13 protein-coding genes are annotated in these 17,744 nt (G+C 55.0%); 8 read left to right on the top strand and 5 right to left on the bottom strand.

Annotated features, from left to right (window positions below; translation table 11 throughout):
• Positions 1–72: 72 nt before the first annotated feature.
• Positions 73–2,166 (bottom strand): M13 family metallopeptidase, encoded by a 2,094-nt coding sequence (locus tag LCM31_RS12840; RefSeq protein WP_224870710.1) that lies wholly within the window; start codon positions 2,164–2,166, stop codon positions 73–75.
• Between the two features lie 228 nt (positions 2,167–2,394).
• Positions 2,395–3,606 (bottom strand): TonB family protein, encoded by a 1,212-nt coding sequence (locus tag LCM31_RS12845; RefSeq protein WP_224870712.1) that lies wholly within the window; start codon positions 3,604–3,606, stop codon positions 2,395–2,397.
• A gap of 420 nt (positions 3,607–4,026) precedes the next feature.
• On the opposite strand from LCM31_RS12845, the gene LCM31_RS12850 reads away from it, so the two are divergent.
• The 3 genes from LCM31_RS12850 to LCM31_RS12860 all read left to right on the top strand — a co-directional run bounded on the left by LCM31_RS12850 (position 4,027) and on the right by LCM31_RS12860 (position 9,399).
• The gene (locus LCM31_RS12850; RefSeq protein ID WP_224870714.1) at positions 4,027–4,728 is read left to right on the top strand and encodes a cyclic nucleotide-binding domain-containing protein; all 702 of its coding nucleotides are present in this window, start codon (positions 4,027–4,029) and stop codon (positions 4,726–4,728) included.
• Between the two features lie 307 nt (positions 4,729–5,035).
• A complete protein-coding gene (locus LCM31_RS12855) occupies positions 5,036–6,232 on the top strand; it encodes an efflux RND transporter periplasmic adaptor subunit (RefSeq protein WP_224870715.1) in 1,197 nt (398 codons plus the stop codon).
• Entirely contained in the window at positions 6,232–9,399 is a 3,168-nt protein-coding gene (locus tag LCM31_RS12860) for an efflux RND transporter permease subunit (protein ID WP_224870717.1), read from the top strand. Before LCM31_RS12855 ends, LCM31_RS12860 begins: the two co-directional genes overlap by 1 nt.
• A gap of 127 nt (positions 9,400–9,526) precedes the next feature.
• On the opposite strand, the gene LCM31_RS12865 is transcribed toward LCM31_RS12860, so the two are convergent.
• Positions 9,527–10,432, bottom strand: a complete 906-nt coding sequence (locus tag LCM31_RS12865; protein WP_224870719.1) for a hypothetical protein — start codon at positions 10,430–10,432, stop codon at positions 9,527–9,529.
• 123 nt (positions 10,433–10,555) lie between these two features.
• On the opposite strand from LCM31_RS12865, the gene LCM31_RS12870 reads away from it, so the two are divergent.
• Positions 10,556–11,410 carry a redoxin domain-containing protein gene (locus tag LCM31_RS12870; RefSeq protein ID WP_224870721.1) on the top strand — a complete coding sequence of 285 codons (855 nt, stop codon included), beginning with the start codon at positions 10,556–10,558 and terminating at the stop codon, positions 11,408–11,410.
• A 150-nt stretch (positions 11,411–11,560) separates the two neighbouring features.
• Here the strand turns inward: LCM31_RS12870 and LCM31_RS12875 are convergent, their stop codons facing one another.
• Complete coding sequence (locus tag LCM31_RS12875) at positions 11,561–11,992, bottom strand: hypothetical protein (protein WP_224870723.1); 432 nt, start codon at positions 11,990–11,992, stop codon at positions 11,561–11,563.
• 334 nt (positions 11,993–12,326) lie between these two features.
• Between LCM31_RS12875 and LCM31_RS12880 the strand changes: the two genes are divergently transcribed.
• On the top strand, positions 12,327–12,797 hold the full coding sequence (locus LCM31_RS12880) for a methylglyoxal synthase (protein WP_224870725.1): 471 nt from the start codon (positions 12,327–12,329) through the stop codon (positions 12,795–12,797).
• A gap of 166 nt (positions 12,798–12,963) precedes the next feature.
• A complete protein-coding gene (locus tag LCM31_RS12885; RefSeq protein ID WP_224870727.1) occupies positions 12,964–13,386 on the top strand; it encodes an ExbD/TolR family protein in 423 nt (140 codons plus the stop codon).
• Positions 13,387–13,547: 161 nt separating this feature from the next.
• Here the strand turns inward: LCM31_RS12885 and LCM31_RS12890 are convergent, their stop codons facing one another.
• Positions 13,548–14,330 carry a tryptophan 2,3-dioxygenase gene (locus tag LCM31_RS12890; RefSeq protein WP_263601110.1) on the bottom strand — a complete coding sequence of 261 codons (783 nt, stop codon included), beginning with the start codon at positions 14,328–14,330 and terminating at the stop codon, positions 13,548–13,550.
• 284 nt (positions 14,331–14,614) lie between these two features.
• On the opposite strand from LCM31_RS12890, the gene LCM31_RS12895 reads away from it, so the two are divergent.
• Together LCM31_RS12895 and LCM31_RS12900 are read left to right on the top strand one after the other, a co-directional pair.
• Positions 14,615–15,406 carry an enoyl-CoA hydratase gene (locus LCM31_RS12895; RefSeq protein WP_224870731.1) on the top strand — a complete coding sequence of 264 codons (792 nt, stop codon included), beginning with the start codon at positions 14,615–14,617 and terminating at the stop codon, positions 15,404–15,406.
• Between the two features lie 405 nt (positions 15,407–15,811).
• Complete coding sequence (locus LCM31_RS12900) at positions 15,812–17,731, top strand: sensor domain-containing diguanylate cyclase (protein WP_224870733.1); 1,920 nt, start codon at positions 15,812–15,814, stop codon at positions 17,729–17,731.
• Positions 17,732–17,744: the final 13 nt, after the last annotated feature.

Raw genomic sequence — 17,744 nt, forward strand, 5'->3', positions numbered from 1 at the left:
CAAGGGGCAGCTGTTGCAGGCATAAAAAAGCCCCGCGGAGCGGGGCTTTTCGGCAAAGGGTAGAGGAATAACTTACCAGATCTCTACGCGCTCTTCCTTGGGCAGGTACATACCGTCGCCTTCCTTCACATCAAATGCGCTATAGAACGCTTCGATGTTGGGTACAACGCCCTGTACGCGGTATTTGGCCGGTGAGTGCGGGTCGGTTTTCAGGCGCTCGCTCAGGGCTTCGTCGCGCATTTTGCTACGCCACACCTGGGCCCACCCCATGAAGACACGCTGATCACCGGTGAAGCCATCGATTTCCGGGCCTTCCTCGCCATTCAGGGACATCTTGTAGGCTTTGTAGGCAATACCGAGACCAGACAGGTCACCGATGTTTTCACCCAGGGTCAGCTCGCCATTGATGTGCTCGCCGTCGAGTGGCTGGAAGCCCTGATACTGCGCCACCAGCTTACCGGTCAATTGCTCGAAGTTGTCGCGGTCGGTATCGGTCCACCAGTTATTCAGGTAGCCCTTACCGTCAAACTTGGAGCCCTTGTCATCAAAGCCGTGACCAATCTCATGGCCAATCACACCGCCGATACCGCCATAGTTCACGGCGTCGTCCGCATTCATATTGAAAAACGGTGGCTGCAGGATTGCCGCTGGGAACACAATCTCATTCATCGGCGGATTGTAGTATGCGTTTACGGTTTGCGGGCTCATATGCCACTCGCCGCGGTCCAGGGGCTTGCCCAGTTTGTTGCGGTCGTTCAGGGTGTCGAACAGGGTTGCGGCGATGGCGTTGCCCACCAGATTGTCCGCTTCGACCTGCAGCTCGCTGTAGTCGCGCCACTTGTCCGGGTAACCGATTTTGGTTGTGAAGTTCGCCAGCTTGGTCAGCGCTTCCTTCTTGGTGTCCTCACTCATCCAGGTCAGTGATTCGATGGATTCCTTGTAAGCGGCTTTCAGGTTGTCCACCAATTTGACCATGCGCGCTTTGGCTTCCGGTGGGAAGTATTTCTCTACATACAGTTGGCCGACAAGTTCACCCGCGGAGCCATTTACGAATTGTACCGCGCGCTTCCAGCGCGGCTCCATTTCCTTGGTGCCACGAATGGTGGTGCCATAGAAGTCGAAGTTGGCCTGGGCAATTTCACTATGCATGTAAGGTGCTGCTGCGGAGAGCACCTTAAGCTTCAGGTAGCGTTTCCAGGTGTCCAGCTCGGTATCTGCGATGATGGTATTTACCGCTTCCAGGTACTCGGGCTGGCGAACAATAAAGGCATCGGCTTTTTCCAGGTGCGCTTTCTGCAGGTAGCTATCCCAGTCGAACGAAGGCATCAAGGTCTTCAGTTCGGCGAGGGTTTTCTTGTTGTACGATTTCACCGGGTCGCGGTTTTCCACGCGCGTACGGTGATGTTCCGCCAGGCTTTTTTCCAATTCGTAAAGGGATTCCGCGTATTGTTCGGCGTTCTCCAGGCCGGCAATTTGCTGCATTTCTACCAGAAATTCGCGGTAGGCTTGCTGGAGCTTCTGGCCCTTCTCTGAATCATCAAAATAGTAATCGCGGTCGGGCAGTCCGAGTCCGGCCTGGGAAATATAGGTAATGTAGTTCTCTACCTGTTTCAGGTCTTGATACACGTAGCCACCGAAGGGCACGTCATAACCAACGGTGTCGGCATAAGCGAAGAAGTCACCCAGGTCTTTGAGAGACTCAATCGCATCGACCTTGGCCAGTTCGGATGCGATGGCGCTAACACCTTTCTTCTCAATGAGCTCTTCATTCATGAAGCTGTTGTACAGGTCACCGATTTGCTTGGCGCCCGCGCTGTTGGCATTTTCGCTGGCCTCCATGATCAGGCCCTTCACCTCTTCGGTGGCCTTGTCGCGTAGCATGCTGAAACCGCCCCAGCGGGATTTGTCTGCGGGGATTTCAGTATTTTTAATCCAATTTCCGTTTACGTAGGAAAAGAAATCATCCTGGGGGCGTACGCTGGTGTCCATGGCGCTCAGGTCGATGCCGGAGCCAAGGGTGGTGTGTGCGATAGAGCTTTGCTCAGCACTTTGCTCAGCGCTGGGCTTGGCAGCGGCGATTTCAGCGCTTCCGTTCTCCGGTTTGGCGCAGCCGCCGGTGGCGGTAATGGCTGTGGCGATAGCCAGTGGTAAAAGCAGTTTCTTCATGTTGGGCCTTTTGGGCTTTTTATTGGTTGAGTGACCGTCCAATGTATGGCTCGGATAGAGTCTGTGCAGTCTGCATAGTATGTGTGGCGGGGCGACTACGGCAAGCACGCGTGCGGTGAGTTGTAGCCCGTGGGCGATGGAAATAAGCGAGGGGGAGCGAGTAAGCGGGCAAAAAAAAGCCCCGAGTACGGGGCTTTTTTTGGGGTATGTGGATCTTGAAGCCGAGGTTCAGTCCGGCAGGCGGAAAGTAATCGGCACCGAGAAGCGGTATTCCTCCATCTTGAGCTGGGCGGGGGTGGCCGGGTAAGGTCCGGCGCGCTCCACCGCTTCAAGCGCTTCGCGGTTTAGACTGGAGTAACGGGACTCCTGGACAGTAGCCACACTGGTTACATTGCCTTTGTTGTCGATTGTGACGTTCAGGCGCACGCTGCCTTCCTGGCCGCGATCCTGGGCGCGTTTCGGGTAGCGGATGTGCTTGAAGGTGTGGCGCAGCAGCATGGAGTGGTAAATCTGGCGTGCCAGAATCATATCTGCGGTCAGAGGTGCTTCTTCCTCTTCTTCTAACTCTTCCTCTTCAGCCGGTGGTGTCGCCGGGCGGGTCGTGGTCGGCTTCAACGGCTTGGGTTGCGACGAGGGGGTGGCTGCAACCTGAGGCTGGGTTCGGGAAGGTGTGGGTTCTTCTGACGCAGGTTGCGCAGCTTGTACCGTTGGCTTTTGTATTGCCGCGGTGCCCATTGCTGCCAGCGTCGGTGGTGGGATATTTGCGGTCAGCTTGGGTTTTGCCGCGGTCGCACGCTCAGGGGTTGCGGCTTTGGTTTCTTTCACCGCTTCCTGCTCGTCGAGCATGGCCGCTACCTGCGCCACACGTGCCGCACCCGGCTGCAAGGATTCATAGGTAGTGAGCAAGCCAGAGTCGACGTCGCCTGCGGCAATAAGATTGTCGCGGAACTCGGTGGATGGTGGTACCGGTCCGACCCAGGCGCGAAGCAGGGTGTTGAAGAATGCGCGATCTTCAATCATGCCCAACATGATGTCATTCAGGGAGATGGACGTTACCCCGGTATCAGGGGCGTAATCGATACTCAGGCGATCACCGCTCATCAAGCGCCCTTTAAACAGATTGGCGAAGGTCACCATGTTGTTGGCTTGACCGGTGAGCGTATCACTTGGGTTGTTAATGGCGATGCTTTCCATCCACTGGTTGCGCAGGCGCCTTGCGGACAGCCGGTCTGCGATCACACGAATTTGCAGGCTGCGCGATACATTGTTGTCGAGCAGTGTGCTGGTGTTGTCGGCAAGCTGGTCAGAATAAATAGCAACGAAGTAGCGATCTTTATTGAATTGTTGCTCCAGGGCGAGCCCATTAAGGAGCGAAGCCGCGCTTGCTGTCATGGCCGAGGCGAACAGCATCAGGGCAATGACGATTTTTGTCGAGTTCATTTTAATGGTATCTATTGTGGCTTTTGGCCGGATGGGCAGAAACCGGCAGAAAAGCGCTGAGCTTAGTTCTTGTACCCCAAGGAATGCTCATTGCTTCTTTCGCACCCTCCCCCCGAAAGGTGCGGCCCGGGGAAAGACAGGTATTTTCAGGTTGGCAAATTGCCGCACAACTACCTTGATACTTTTCCAGGGTCCACCCAACTCTACTGTAACTGCAATGGAGTTCAACCCTGAAGTGGGTAAAATGTCTCGTTTTTTTAATTTCCCTGTATTCAGGGGCAGACACATCGTTGTTTGCACCTAGAATGCGTGTTCTGGTGGTGCACTGTGCATGTGGATATGTGCAAACAAGGTGCGCCGTTAAACTACTGCGAGACTGGCTCCAGCTGCCGGTAACACAACGCAATATTCAAGATTTCCATGGATTACAAAGCGCTTAGTGATTTTCCCCGCGACGCGGTGGACCGCCTACTAAATGTCATTCATCTCTTTCGTGATATTCGTGCCACCAGCGAGTGGCAATACGACGTATTGCTGAAGCGCTCACGTCTGGTTTCGCTGAATCCTGGAGAGGCACTGTTGCACTGTGGCGATGTGGATCAGTGGGTGTATTTCCTGGTGCGCGGGGAGTTGCAGGTACACGTGGACGATGCAGCGGCAGCCAGTGGTGATCGCCCGCTTGCGGAGATTCGCCCCGGTGAAGTGTTTGGTGACCTGTCGATGTTGCTGGCAGAACCCCGTAGCGCGACCATTGTGGGGGCGCCGGTCGGCCAGGAAATCCAGGTGCTTGCGGTGGATTGCACCTTGTTTGGCGACCTAGAGGACTTTTCCCTGCTGCAGCTGCCCACCAAGCTGGTCTTCTATCGCAATATGGTGCATTCGCTGCGCTGGAAGCTTGAGGTTTATCGTTCCAAATACCCGACCCATGAGCTGGCCAACAGCCACCGTCGCCTGAAGCTCTACACCGGCCCGAAAAACTGTAAAGAAGAGCTGGTAGCGCTAGCGGACCAGGCGCGGGATCTGGCTCGCATCCTGCTGGACTGGAATGCCGAATTCGGCAGCGGCCAGCTCGCCGCGGAAGAATCGGACATGTCCGACTTCCTGGAATCCATACTCTCCTGACCGCGTGTGCCCTACCGGTTCACTACATAAAGGGTGAACCCTTTCTCATTTTCCTGCGTACAATGTCCATTACCGGATGCGTGCGTGGGACTGCCTTTGGCCGTCTCCAAGGCCATGCCAAAACCTGATCAGACCTGAAGTAACTGTGAAAAGTACCCGAGAGTTGACCAATCTCAGGTACAGCAGGCTGTTCGCCCCTCTAAAATCCCCTGCGGATTTCGTAATTCGGCAGTTTTGGGCGCTGTTTCGATCAAGAATTGTGCATAAAATCTCCTATCAATTTTAAATTGCAGACAGGAATGCAGTTATGAACTTTCTGTTGGGCTTCTGGCGGCAACGTAACTATCGCATGGCAACCATCGTGAGTGGCCTTGCCGCGCTGTGGCTGTTGAGTGGCATATTGCTCAAGGACGAGAAGCAAGCGCTACTTGAAGCGGAGGTCGCAAAGAGTGCATCTGCGATACCGGCAGAGCGCGTGAAGATCAGTGGGCGCTACATTGAGGCTCAGCCGTATACCACGCGGGTGGTGGTCAATAGTCGCAGTGAGGCCAATCGGAGTGTGCAGCTGAGAGCCGAGCTAGACGGCGCGGTGGCGGGGCTTCCGGTCGATGAAGGACAGTATGTAGCCAAGGGCGACGTCATTTGTGAGATTGCCGCGGAAGATCGCCCGGAAAAGTTGGCGCGCGCTCGCGCGTCATTAAAGAAAGCGGAGCTGGATTTTGCCGGCGCACAAAAGCTCAAGGGACGCGGCCTGCAATCAGGCACGCAAATGGCCCAGCAGGAAGTTGCTCTGGCCAACGCCCGCGCAGACCTGAAACGAGCCCAGCTGGACGTGCAAAACCTGAAGATTCGCGCGCCCTTTGACGGAGTTGTGAACAGCCGACCGGTGGAACTGGGGGATTTTGTTCGCCGTGGCGAGGAGTGCGCAACCATTCTCGACCTGAATCCCATGTTGATTGTGGGAGAGGTTTCCGAAGCCAAGGTGGGCAGCCTTAAGCTGGGGGCGCCAGCCAATGCCCAAATGCAGGATGGGCAGATTCTTGATGGTCGCCTGCGTTACGTGAGCCAACAGGCGCACACAGTGACCCGCGCCTATCGCGTAGAAGTCGCGGTGGCAAATGACGACGGTGCTCTGCGCAGCGGCATCAGTGCGCGTATGGCGCTGCCAACGGGCGAGGTGTTGGCCCACCGGATCAATTCTTCCCTGTTAACCCTGGATGACGCCGGCCTTCTGGCAGTGAAAGTGCTCGACCAGGATAAACGTGTCGTATTGCGAAATGTCCAATTGGTCAGTGATGAAAGCGACGGCGTTTGGGTTACCGGGTTGTCACCGCGTGCCTTGCTGGTAACCGTGGGCCAGGAGTATGTCAGTGTCGGTGAGCAGGTCGACGTAGAGCTGGAAGAGACCGGTGGTGATTTGCCGGCCCCTCTCAGTGCAGTCGAACCAGAATCTGAACCGGTTTCTGTGAAACAGGCTGCGCAGGCTTCCGGGGAGTCACTGTAATGAAACTCTTGGACGGCGCTATTGATCGCTTCCGCAGCAGTATTAGCTTGATGCTGCTCATCGTCATCATGGGGATCGCTGCCCGTGGAGCCATGACGGTGGAGTCCAGTCCGGAAGTTAACCCGCCGATCGTGATTGTGCAGGTGCGGCATGAAGGGATTTCTCCGGAAGATGGGGTGCGCTTGCTGATTCGCCCGCTGGAGCAGGAAATTCGCTCGCTTGAGGGTGTCGAGCAAGTTGTCGCCAATGCGCGGGAGTCGTTGGTATACCTGGTCATTGAGTTTGACTCTGCGATCGATATCGATATTGCAGTAGATGATGTGCGCAACGCCGTTGATCGTGCCAAGGCAGAGTTGCCGCGGGATGCGGACGAACCAGTCGTGGAGGAGGCATCGGCGCAGCCGTTCCCGACGATTGTGGTAACCCTGGCTAGTGAGGGTGCCAGTGAGCGCGAACTGCTGCGCAGCGCGCAACTACTGAAACGCAGAATTGAAAACGTTAGTGAAGTACTGAGCGCGGATATCAACGGTAGTCGCGAGGAGGTTGTTGAAGCCATCATTGACCCGGTGCGGCTTGAGCATTACCAGATAACCAGTGGTGAGCTCATCAATGCTGTGCTGGGGAACAATTTGCTGATCCCGGCGGGCGAGATGGATGTCAGCAAGGGGCGCTTCTCGGTGAAGGTACCGGGGTTGATCGAGTCGGCCAGTGATGTATATCAGATCCCGCTCAAACAATCGGATGATGGCGTTGTGACCCTTGGTCAGGTCACCGATATTCGGCGAACCTTTAAGGACGCCACCAGCTACACCAGTGTGAATGGGCAGCAGGGCCTGTCGGTCAATGTGGAAAAGCGCACGGGTGCCAGCTCTGTGGACCTGGCAGACAAAGTCCGTGAGGTGGTAAATGCCGAACGAGAGTTCTTACCTCGCGGGGTAAAGGTCGATTTTGTATTTGATCAGTCCAATTGGGCGCGGGACATGGTAAGCGAGATGGAGGGCAATATCCTCACCGCCATGTTGCTGGTGATGATCATTGTGGTGTCCGCGCTTGGTTTCCGTTCCGGATTGCTGGTGGGCCTGGGGATTCCCTTCTCATTGCTGTTCGGTTTCATCATTACTTGGTACCTGGGTTATTCGTTTAACTTCATGGTCATGTTCGGCATGTTGCTGGCCCTCGGTATGCTGATCGATGGCTCAATCGTGATCACTGAATTTGCCGATCGCAAGATGGCTGAAGGGTTGTCAGCACGCGCGGCCTACTCCATTGCGGTGCGCCGAATGTTCTGGCCGGTTGTCGCGTCAACGGGGACCACCCTCGCCGCTTTCCTCCCAATTATCTTTTGGCCCGGTGTAGTTGGCGATTTTATGCGCTTCTTGCCGGTAACCGTGTTTTCCGTACTGGCGGGATCATTGGTTTACGCGCTGTTCTTTGCACCCGTAGTGGGGTCGGTATTTGGCAAGGGCCGCGTTGATCTGGCTTCACAGCAGCATCTCAAGCAACTGGAGCATGGCGACCCGAGCGCATTAGGGGGAGTCACTGGCTTTTATGCCCGCATGCTGACATCAGTTGTGCGCTACCCGCTGATATCTTTTGGTGGCACCATCGCGGTACTGGTGGGGATCTTTATTGCTTTTAGTGCCTTTAATCCGGGAATGGAGTATTTCACCGAAACCGAAGAACAATACGGTAACGTTGAAGTGCGAGCGCTGGGAAATCTGTCTCTGGAGGAAAAGCGCGCCCTGGTTACTCAAGTCGAAAAGGCAGTGATGCAGGTACCTGAGGTGCGTGTGGTGTATACCTCGATTGGTTCGGGCGGTATTTCCGGCAATCAAGACAGGTCACCGGATCAAATTGCCAGCCTATTAGTTGAGTTGCAGCCGACGGATCTGCGAGATCGCAAAAGTCGGGACATTTTTGCGGATATTCGTCAGCGTACAGCGGGCTTTGCGGGTATCAAGACCAGTGCCAAGGCGTTTGAAGGCGGCCCGCCCGTGGGTAAGGCCATCGTACTTGAATTGCGTAGCCGCGATTACGATAGCCTGCTGGCAGAAACCTGGCGCCTGCATCGGGCGCTGGAGAACGAGTTGGATGGGCTGCGGGATGTTGTGAATACGGCTCCGCTACCGGGTATTGAGTGGGAAGTTAAGGTCGACCGATCAAAGGCGGCACTCTACGGGGCGGATCTTACCGGCGTGGGACGCGCTGTGCAGCTGGTAACCAATGGCGTATTGATGGCGGAATATCGCCCGGATGATTCCGATGAGGAAGTAGATATTCGTATCCGCTATCCGGATTATGCTCGCGGTATAACTGCTCTGGACGAGCTCAAGGTAAACACGCCGGGAGGCGCTGTACCGGTCAGCAGCTTTGTATCCACCGTGGCGGGGCCCAGAGTGGATAAGATTGAGCGCATTGATGGCATTACCCGTATGCAGATCAAGGCTGATGTTGAGGATGGTGTTCTGGCGGACGACAAAGTACGTGAGATTCGTCTTTGGCTGGAGCAGCACCCGATCGATGGCAATGTCGATCTGCTCTACCGGGGTGCGGATGAAGAAACGAGCGAGACTCTGGTATTTTTACAGGTGGCATTCTCCTTGTCTCTGTTCCTGATGTTCATCTTACTGGTCACCCAGTTCAATAGCTTCTATCAGTCTGCGTTGATTCTTTCTTCGGTGATTATGTCCACTGCCGGTGTGTTGCTTGGGCTGACCCTTACCCAGTCGACCCTTAGTGTCATCATGACCGGGGTAGGTATTGTGGCGCTGGCCGGTATTGTGGTGAATAACAATATTGTACTGATTGATACCTATAACTTTGTACGCAAGGCCGATCCCGAGCTGAGCCCCGGTGCGGCGGCGGTCAAGGCTGCGGCGCAGCGCTTGCGCCCGGTATTTCTCACTACCGCCACCACGATTCTTGGATTGCTGCCCCTGGCCCTGGGGGTGAGTGTGGATATGCTTGGTCGCGACATTGTGGTGAATGGTGTAATCGCGTCATTCTGGGTGAAGCTGGCCAGTGCAATCGTTTACGGCCTCAGCTTTTCCACTCTGCTCACGCTGATTGTGACGCCGGTGATGCTGGCGTTACCTTCGGCACTGCGCAATATGGTGAAGGACGTGCTGCCCGCGGGACTATTGACCAAGCGTCGTCTGCGCAGTTGATGGAAAGCGGCTGGTGGGCCTTGTGGTGGCAGGGGCGGCTGAGTGCCCGCCTGCCTCCGGTAAGTTTCTGGCAGACATAAAAAACCCCGGCGAGCCGGGGTTTTTTATGTCTGCCAGAAAGTGTCGATTAAGACTTGGCTTTTGGCGGACGACCACGGCGAGCCGGAGCCTTCTTAGCGGCAGTTTTCTTAGCTGCAGCTTTCTTGGCTGGGCGGCCTGCCTTCTTGGCGGCAGGCTTCTTAGCTGCAGCCTTCTTGGCTGGACGACCTGGCTTCTTCTTGGCGGTAGCCTTGGTTTTGGCCTTTGCTTTAGCAGCGGCTTTTTTGGCAGCAGCGGCAGCTTTCTTCTTAGCAGCGGCAGCCTTCTTCTTGTCGGCAGCGGCTTGCTTCTTGGCAGCAGCAGCGGCCTTCTTCTTGGCAGCTGCGGCTTTCTTCTTCTCAGCAGCAGCCTTTTTCTTGGCGGCAGCAGCGGCTTTCTTCTTGTCAGCAGCCGCTTTCTTCTTGGCAGCGGCGGCAGCTTTCTTGGCGGCAGCAGCAGCTTTCTTCTTGTCAGCAGCCGCTTTCTTCTTGGCAGCGGCAGCCGCTTTTTTGGCAGCAGCGGCGGCAGCTTTCTTGTCAGCAGCAGCCAGTTTTTTGGTGATAGCCGTTTCTTCCTTGGCGACAGCCTTGGCTACTTTGGTTGCCAGCTTGTTTTCCGCAGCGATGACAACCAGCTTGGCTTTCGCGATAGCAGAGGCAGCTTTGGCGGCAACAGCTGCTTTTTTGGCAGTTGCAGCGGCAGCTACGGCAGCTTTAACTTGCTTTTGCTGAGCAGCAGATTTCTTCTTGGCACGGGCTGCTTTAACCTTGGCGGCGGCAGCTTGTGCTTTTTTGGCAGCTTTGTCAGCTTCCTTGCCGGCTTTATCGGCTTCTTTCTTTGCATCAGCTTCTTGGCTGCTACGCGCCTTTTCCAGCTGAGATTTTAAAGAAGCGAGTTCCGCCTCCAGCTTTGCCACGGCGCTCACGCGCGCGGTGGATTTTTTACGTCCGGCCATAAAATATCCCTGTATCTAAATTTGGTATTTAGGTGTTATTTTGGATGAGTGGAATTCATCGCGCTAATTGCAGCTTATTTATATACTTGATTGCAAGTGTTTTAGGGGCGTTTTTACTCCGTAATGAATAAATTTAAGGTTTTTTTTACTTTTTTTGCCTTTAGCTGGCTGTTGGCGTGTGGAACCGGTGCTTTTTTTCCATTAATTGGCAGTGCCGCGGCCTCCGAAAAATTCGCCTGGACGGGCGTAATTTTGAATGCGCTGGCACTACCGATGTGGATTTGGCTACGTTATTTGTACCCGCAGAAATTTCACGGAGATATTCGGGAATCCAACGCGTTTCTCGCTGTGTTAATCGGTCTTGCGATTGCGCTACTGGCAGATGGGCAGCGCGGCTTGCCCATTTACCTGGTAATTACGAATCTTTTTGTCGTTTTACTTTATCTTTACCACTTCAGTTCGGTTGCACATCCTTCATTACCCGGTGTTAACCAACAGTTCCCTGATCTGGAACAGCAAGCAGGGGAAAATTGGAATATCTCGGACTTTTGTCGCGAACGGGCGCTGGATGGGGTCTTCGTGGTGTTTCTACGGGGGAGTTTTTGTGCCGATAGTCGGAGTCAGCTAGCAAGCTTCGAACGCCTTCTACCGAAGTTGCAAAAGAGAAACATTGGATTGCTGCTCTTTGGCGCGCAGCCAATGTCTTCTTGGGCGAAAGCTTTCTCTCGGCTGGGAATACCAGCAGCGGTTGAACTTACCGTGCATCAGCTGGCGGAATCTTCTCAGGATTACCCCTTATTCGTCGCACGGCAAGGTGCGCCCTTATTGATGTACCCGTGGCACTCGGCAGCGGCGCGGCCCAGTGCCTGGCTTATGGATAGCGAGGGGGTAATCTTGTGGCGAGAGCTGGCGGCTAACTACCGAACGCCGGCGCGAGCGGATTTACTACGCGCGCAGTGGTTTCGGCTCGTGGATTGAGTGCGTAAGAGAGGGCACATTGCCTCAAAATAATAAGAAGGCGTATCGCCGTGAGTGATACGCCTTCTTATATATTTGAGCGACATGAAAGGGGCAACTGGTTGCGCTCGGCAGTGGACGTGACTCGCCCATTTTATCCCTTGCCGCGGTTTAAAGTGGGCCGTAGGGCAGGTAGCGATTGTCAGTGTTACCGCGAATCCATAAAAGTTGCTCGCGGCTCAGGGGGGCTTTGCGTCGGCGGAGGGATTTTGCCAGCGGGATCACCGGAGATTCGGCGCCACCCTGCCAATCCAGCTGCGCTTCCGCCAGGGTAAAAAAGCGGATCAAAGCCCACAGTTGTTCTGGCTCCCAGTTCGCGGCTTCTTCCAGCCACTGGGCTGCGGGTAACCCCGCGAGCCAGCTTGCCGAGCGCAGTGTTTCCGGAAGTTCAGCTAATTCGGTGCTCTCCTGGGCATGCGAGGGGTCCTGATCGGAAGAGCCTTCCATAAGTTCCAGTATCTGCGTTAGCAGAGTGGGGTCGATTTTTTCTCGGGACTGATCATTGGAGGCCTGCTTGGCTGGTTCCCATGCGCCGACGCTCATACATACTCCTTTAGGAAAACTTGCCCGCAATTGGGTACAACGACTGGGGATTATACATTGGGTTTACGGTGTGCGGACCTCGAACCCAGGATGTCGAACAACGGCTTTGTGGGGGGGAACCCGATAACGGTAGCGCGCCCCCTTGTCGGGGAGGATTGCGGCGTTGGGTGATGACAGGACAGATGACAGGGCAATAGATGCCGGGCGTGGAATTTTGCATAATTCGGCCACGCGAAGAAATTCGACTTGTTGCCCTCTATCATGTCCCTCCTTGGCGAATGGTAGAGAGCGGCTGGCGATAGATAAAACTGACCCGATTTTAGCTGGAGGTCACATGAACACGATCGACAAGCCGATTGCGGCACAAAAGCGTATCGCGCTGGTAGCCCACGACAACCGCAAGCAGGGGCTTATTGACTGGTGCCAAAAGCACCGGGCCATACTTGAGCAGCATCAGTTGCTCGGTACCGGTACCACAGGCTCCCAGATTGAATCGTCCACGGGAATGCGTGTGGAAAAGTTGTTTAGCGGCCCTATGGGCGGTGATCAGCAGCTGGGTGCGAAGATCTGCCAGGGTGATGTGGATATCCTGATTTTCTTCTGGGACCCCTTTGAGCCCATGCCCCACGACCCGGATGTGAAAGCACTGCTGCGTATCGCTGCGGTTTGGAACATTCCGGTGGCCTGTAATGCGAGCAGTGCGGATATGATGATTCATTCCGCCTTGATGTCCCAGAGTTTCGCCCGTCAAGTACCTGACTATCAGAGCTATCTAGCGAGTCGGACCGGCGATTTTGCTGTATAAAATGTGAGCTTTCGGGTATGCTGCTCTTCATAAGCCTTTGATTTATAAGGCTTATGTTGTGGTTGCGCAGGTTGCACTTGCATTGATGGCCATTTCCCGGCAATCTTGCCCCCCTGATTAGACCGGTGAATCCGGCGAATTCGAATCAAAAACTGTACGGTGTTTTATGAGTAGACGACGCGGTAAGGCCGTAGAAGAAGAAAAAGCGGATATCGACCTGACGCCCATGTTGGACGTCGTATTCATCATGTTGATCTTCTTCATCGTGACGGCATCCTTCGTAAAAGAGAAGGCGCTGGACGTGAATGTACCGGATCCGGATCAGCAGGTAGAGACTCCACCCGATGAGGATAAGCAGAACATTCTGATCAGTGTGAACTCCGCTGACGAAATCTGGATGGGCCCGACTCGAGTGGACAGCCGTGCAGTACGTGCACGTATTGCCCAGCTCTTCGCGGAGAACCCGCAGGCGATCGTGATTATCCGTGCGCACAACAAGTCCAGCGCGGACACTTACGTGACCATCGCCGACGCGGCGAAAGAGGTAAACCCGAATATTCAGGTTTCCCTGGTGCCGTTCGAAGACTGATTCACGGAGAGAGCATCCCGCGGGAGCCGCTCTCTTATGGGATCAAAAAAAGCCAGCTGTTGCTGGCTTTTTTTATGCCCGGAATTTGGCGCTGAAGAGTCGGGGCCGGGGAATTGCGCTGAGCCACGAGCGGCCGACTGTGACCACTCGTCGGCGCGGGCTTAAAACTCGGAACGAATTGCCCACAGGTCCGGGAATACGGGTTTGAACAGGGTGCTTTGCAGGTAGCCCACCCCGCTAGAGCCGCCGGTGCCCATTTTACTGCCAATGGTCCTCTCCACCATTTTTACGTGGCGATAGCGCCACTGCTGCAGAGAGGTATCGATATCCACCAGTGCCTCACAGATATCGCTTACCAGTGGGTCATTGCGATAAACATCGATCAACACGGCTTGTACCGCTGGGGAAGGTTCCGCCACCTGGCTGAAATCCCGGTTTAGTACACTGTCTGGAATGGCGTGCCCCTCGTGGGCGAGGAACTGCAGGAAGGCGTCCCACAGCGTAGGGGCTTCGAGGCGCGTTTGCAGGCGCTGATAGTGCTCCGAACCCTGCTCGTAGTTCTGCAGCTTGCGCGGGTCCTTGGCACCGTAGAGGAATTCCAGTTCGCGGAATTGATAGGACTGAAAGCCGCTGGCGGTGGAGAGTCGATCACGAAAGGACATGAACTCGAGCGGTGTGAGCGTCTCCAGAATGTCGACCTGCTGGATAAGCGTGCGGTAAATCGCATCGACCCGCTTGAGTGTGTGTAGTGCGCGATAGCGCTCCCCCGCGCAGAACAGGCGCACCAGAAAATCCAGTTCATGCAGCAGCTGCTTGAACCACAGTTCGTAGCTCTGGTGGATAACAATAAATAGTAGTTCGTCGTGTTCGGGGCCTGCGGAGAGCGGTTGCTGGCATTCCAGCAGCTCGTCTACCTTCAGGTAAGAGCTGTAGGTAACGGTCATGTCAGAGGATTCCTTTCGCCGAATACCGTCTGCTGCAATATATGTAACGGTATTCGTCGGTATATAAATTAAAAGTTGCGCAAACTTGCACCAATTTGGCCACATTATAAGGTCGATCAGGTGTTTTTTGGAAAATACATTTCGTGCGGCGTGGTTGCGATGCCGTCGGTTCGGCTTAGGTAATGCAAACTGGTCGAAATGGACCTCGTAAGCGCACAATGACTGGCTAAACTAGCGCTAGATGGCCACGAATATAACGAAACCAAGTAATAGCGGAGCCCCGTATGCCAAGCCCTTTCGAAAGCCCCTGTGCAGAAATTGACGCCCAATTAAGCAGCCGGGTTCTAGAGATCACCATCAATCGGCCAGAGCGTAAAAATGCGCTGACTAAGGCCATGTATTCAGCCATGGCGCAGCTGTTGCGCGATGCGGCTGCCAACCCGGAGGTACGGGTAGTCATTCTGACCGGCGCCGGTGGTTCCTTCACCAGCGGCAATGACCTGACGGATTTCCTCGATGGCTCGGCGTCCAGCGAAGACTCCCCCGTATTCCAGTTTATGACCGCGCTGTACGAATTCCCCAAACCGGTTGTTGCTGCGGTCAGTGGCGTGGCTGTGGGTATCGGTACCACACTGTTGTTGCACTGTGATCTGGCGATCGCGGAAGATCACGCGATGTTCCAGATGCCCTTTGTGAACTTAGGCCTGTGCCCGGAGTATGCCTCCAGTCTGCTGTTGCCGCGCATCATGGGGCACACCAAAGCTTCTGAGTTGCTTCTGCTGGGGAACAAGTTCGATGCCCAGACCGCGGCAAATGTGAATATCTGCAATGAAGTTGTATTCTCTGGCGAGGCTTTGGGACGCGCACGCGAATATGCACAAGAACTCGCAAAAAGGGCGCCCGAAGCGGTGCGGCTCAGCAAAAAGCTGCTGCGCCAAGGTACCTATGAGAGCGGTATGGCGGTGATCCGGGAAGAAGCGTTGCATTTCCAGCAGCGCCTGCAGTCGGAGGAGTTCCGCGAGGCGGCTACGGCCTTTATGGAAAAGCGGCCGGCAGATTTCTCGCAGTTTGAGTGACAAACTGTTACATACCGGTTCTCCGCGGGAATCTTGCCTATTGCGCCGGGATGCACACTGCAAGGTAGAACAGCTTTCGAAAATGGTCACCCTTGGGCGGCCATTTTTGTTTTTTTCGCTCTGATATGAGAATTTTTGTTTGTCTGGTCAGGTGGGGGCGGCTTGATCTCTCCAGCGGTTGCGGAGTCAGCCTTACGTTATCAGGCTCTTCCTCAACCGTGATTCTGTGCCACTGACCCGGTAAACTGCCAGTTAGTTATGCGGGACCTGCGCGTTCCGCAAAGACTCCTCGGATCAAGATCCCAGCGTCGAAGCATAAAATGGCTGGAAAATGCACCGCCGAGAGGCTTGTTTAGTGCAGCAATTGATTTAATAACTCCAATAACTGGCAATATCGGGCTATCCATGAATGCCACTCTCATCTCGCTAGGGGTTTCCAATGCGTTTGTATTGCGCTGGTTGAAGCGGGTACAGGTTCGTGCTCTTGCTGCGCTAATGCTGCTGGTTCTTATTCCCGTTTCGTCGATTGCCCAGGTTGTTACGAGTGTTGGTCATGGTGAAGAGGGGCGCCAGCGCACCGGACAGGCCCGTATCTGGCACGACCCGAGTGGGCAGGCAACGCTCGCGGATGCGCTTACGGCGCTGGAGTCTGGCCGCTTTTCCCCGCTGGCGGGCGGTGGTTCCACCGGGCTGCAAAAGGGCAGCTACTGGTCTTACTTTGAACTCCACAATACCCAGCAGCAGCCGCTGCAGCTGCATCTGGAATATGTGGATCATCAGCTCATCCGCCTGCAGGCATTTGCGCGCGGCGAATCCTCCTTAGATTTCCATGAACTTGTCGATCTGGCAATGGGGGCGCCGTTTGCTCAGCGCCCGGTGTTTCACAATCGTTTTGTCGTACCTGTGGAATTGCCGCCCGGGGAGACGGTGAAATACTTGGTGCGCTACGACTCGGAAGAGGCCGGATATGTATTCCCTTCGATGCGTATCTGGACTCCGGACGCGCTCAGCAAATCCCACACCGGTGAAACCGCAATACTCGCGTTTCTGTTCGGCGGTATTGCACTGATCTCGCTATTCTCCCTGATTGTCGGCATTACCACGGGCGATTCCAGTTTCTTTGCCTATTTCGTGTATGGCATTTCCAAAATCGTTGCCTGGGGTACGATTCTCGGGTTCACCCACCAGTATGTTCTGCAGCAGGACTTCCACTGGAGCTATATGTCTGTCACCGGTGCGGTCAGTATATTGTGTGGTGTGGTATTTGATCGCCTGTTTCTGCAAACCCGCAAGTACACTCCGCGTCTCGATTACATTCTCATTTTGATGATGGTTAATGCCGGCATTTTGCTGGTTAGCGCAATACTGCAGATCAAGACCGTTGCATTGATTTCGATTACCCTGGCGCTGTTGCTATATCCGGCCTCCATAGTGATCGCAATAGTGCGCTGGCGCCAGGGTTCCAGCGAAGCCGCAGTATTTGCCGTGGGCTGGACACTATTACTGGCGGGACTCTTTTATCAGGCGCTGCGCGACCTCGGTGTGGTCGATCACAATCTGGTGAACTATTACCTGCCGCCATTGAGCTCTTTCGTTGAAATGGTAACCATTATGGCCGCCATGGGCATCAAGCTGCGCCGGGTGCGTTTGCAGGCGTTGGCGTCGGAGCGGCAGTATCGGCGCCATCTGGAACATTCGAAAGTCAAGCTCGAAGGTCTCGTGCGTGCGCGCACGGAAGAGCTGGAGAGGGCGAAGCAGTTTGCCGAGATGGAAGCGCGGACGGATCCCCTCACCGGCATCCGTAATCGCCGCAGTTTCCTCGCAGACGCCGAGCTCTGTATCAAGCGTGCCTATCGCCAGAGTGAACCCGCCAGCCTGTTGATGTTTGATATCGATCACTTTAAGTCCATCAATGACGAGCATGGGCACGGGGTAGGTGACGAAGCGCTGCAAAAATTCAGTGCAGCGATTCAAACTAAAATACGCGAGACTGATGTGTTTGGTCGTCTGGGTGGTGAGGAGTTTGCGCTGTTGATTACAGAATCCAAGCCGGACTCTCTGCATACGGCGGAGCGGCTGCGTGATGCTATTGCCGGTATTCGCCTGTCGACCCCTGCGGGGGAAGTCAGCTTCACCTCTAGCATTGGCGTGGCACATTCTGATAAAGACATTTCCGTCGAACAACTGATGCGCCAGGCCGACCTGGCTTTGTACCGGGCCAAGCAGCAGGGCCGTAATCAGGTGGTGGATTATGCTTCAGACTCGTGCGCTACTACCGATCGTCGTGTAACGACTGCCGACACCGCGGAGGTGGAGCCCGCCTGATACTCGTGTGGGA

Origin of the sequence: Microbulbifer agarilyticus (assembly GCF_020171345.1) — a bacterium.
Taxonomy (GTDB): Bacteria; Pseudomonadota; Gammaproteobacteria; order Pseudomonadales; family Cellvibrionaceae; genus Microbulbifer; species Microbulbifer agarilyticus_D.

What these genes read in the sequence shown, in the direction of transcription:
- LCM31_RS12850 (WP_224870714.1), top strand. Translation starts at nt 4,027, where the DNA reads ATGGATTACAAAGCGCTTAGTGATTTTCCCCGCGACGCGGTGGACCGC.
- LCM31_RS12895 (WP_224870731.1), top strand. Translation starts at nt 14,615, where the DNA reads ATGCCAAGCCCTTTCGAAAGCCCCTGTGCAGAAATTGACGCCCAATTA.
- LCM31_RS12860 (WP_224870717.1), top strand. Translation starts at nt 6,232, where the DNA reads ATGAAACTCTTGGACGGCGCTATTGATCGCTTCCGCAGCAGTATTAGC.
- LCM31_RS12840 (WP_224870710.1), bottom strand. Translation starts at nt 2,166, where the DNA reads ATGAAGAAACTGCTTTTACCACTGGCTATCGCCACAGCCATTACCGCC.
- LCM31_RS12855 (WP_224870715.1), top strand. Translation starts at nt 5,036, where the DNA reads ATGAACTTTCTGTTGGGCTTCTGGCGGCAACGTAACTATCGCATGGCA.
- LCM31_RS12865 (WP_224870719.1), bottom strand. Translation starts at nt 10,432, where the DNA reads ATGGCCGGACGTAAAAAATCCACCGCGCGCGTGAGCGCCGTGGCAAAG.
- LCM31_RS12875 (WP_224870723.1), bottom strand. Translation starts at nt 11,992, where the DNA reads ATGAGCGTCGGCGCATGGGAACCAGCCAAGCAGGCCTCCAATGATCAG.
- LCM31_RS12885 (WP_224870727.1), top strand. Translation starts at nt 12,964, where the DNA reads ATGAGTAGACGACGCGGTAAGGCCGTAGAAGAAGAAAAAGCGGATATC.
- LCM31_RS12890 (WP_263601110.1), bottom strand. Translation starts at nt 14,330, where the DNA reads ATGACCGTTACCTACAGCTCTTACCTGAAGGTAGACGAGCTGCTGGAA.
- LCM31_RS12880 (WP_224870725.1), top strand. Translation starts at nt 12,327, where the DNA reads ATGAACACGATCGACAAGCCGATTGCGGCACAAAAGCGTATCGCGCTG.
- LCM31_RS12870 (WP_224870721.1), top strand. Translation starts at nt 10,556, where the DNA reads ATGAATAAATTTAAGGTTTTTTTTACTTTTTTTGCCTTTAGCTGGCTG.
- LCM31_RS12900 (WP_224870733.1), top strand. Translation starts at nt 15,812, where the DNA reads ATGAATGCCACTCTCATCTCGCTAGGGGTTTCCAATGCGTTTGTATTG.
- LCM31_RS12845 (WP_224870712.1), bottom strand. Translation starts at nt 3,606, where the DNA reads ATGAACTCGACAAAAATCGTCATTGCCCTGATGCTGTTCGCCTCGGCC.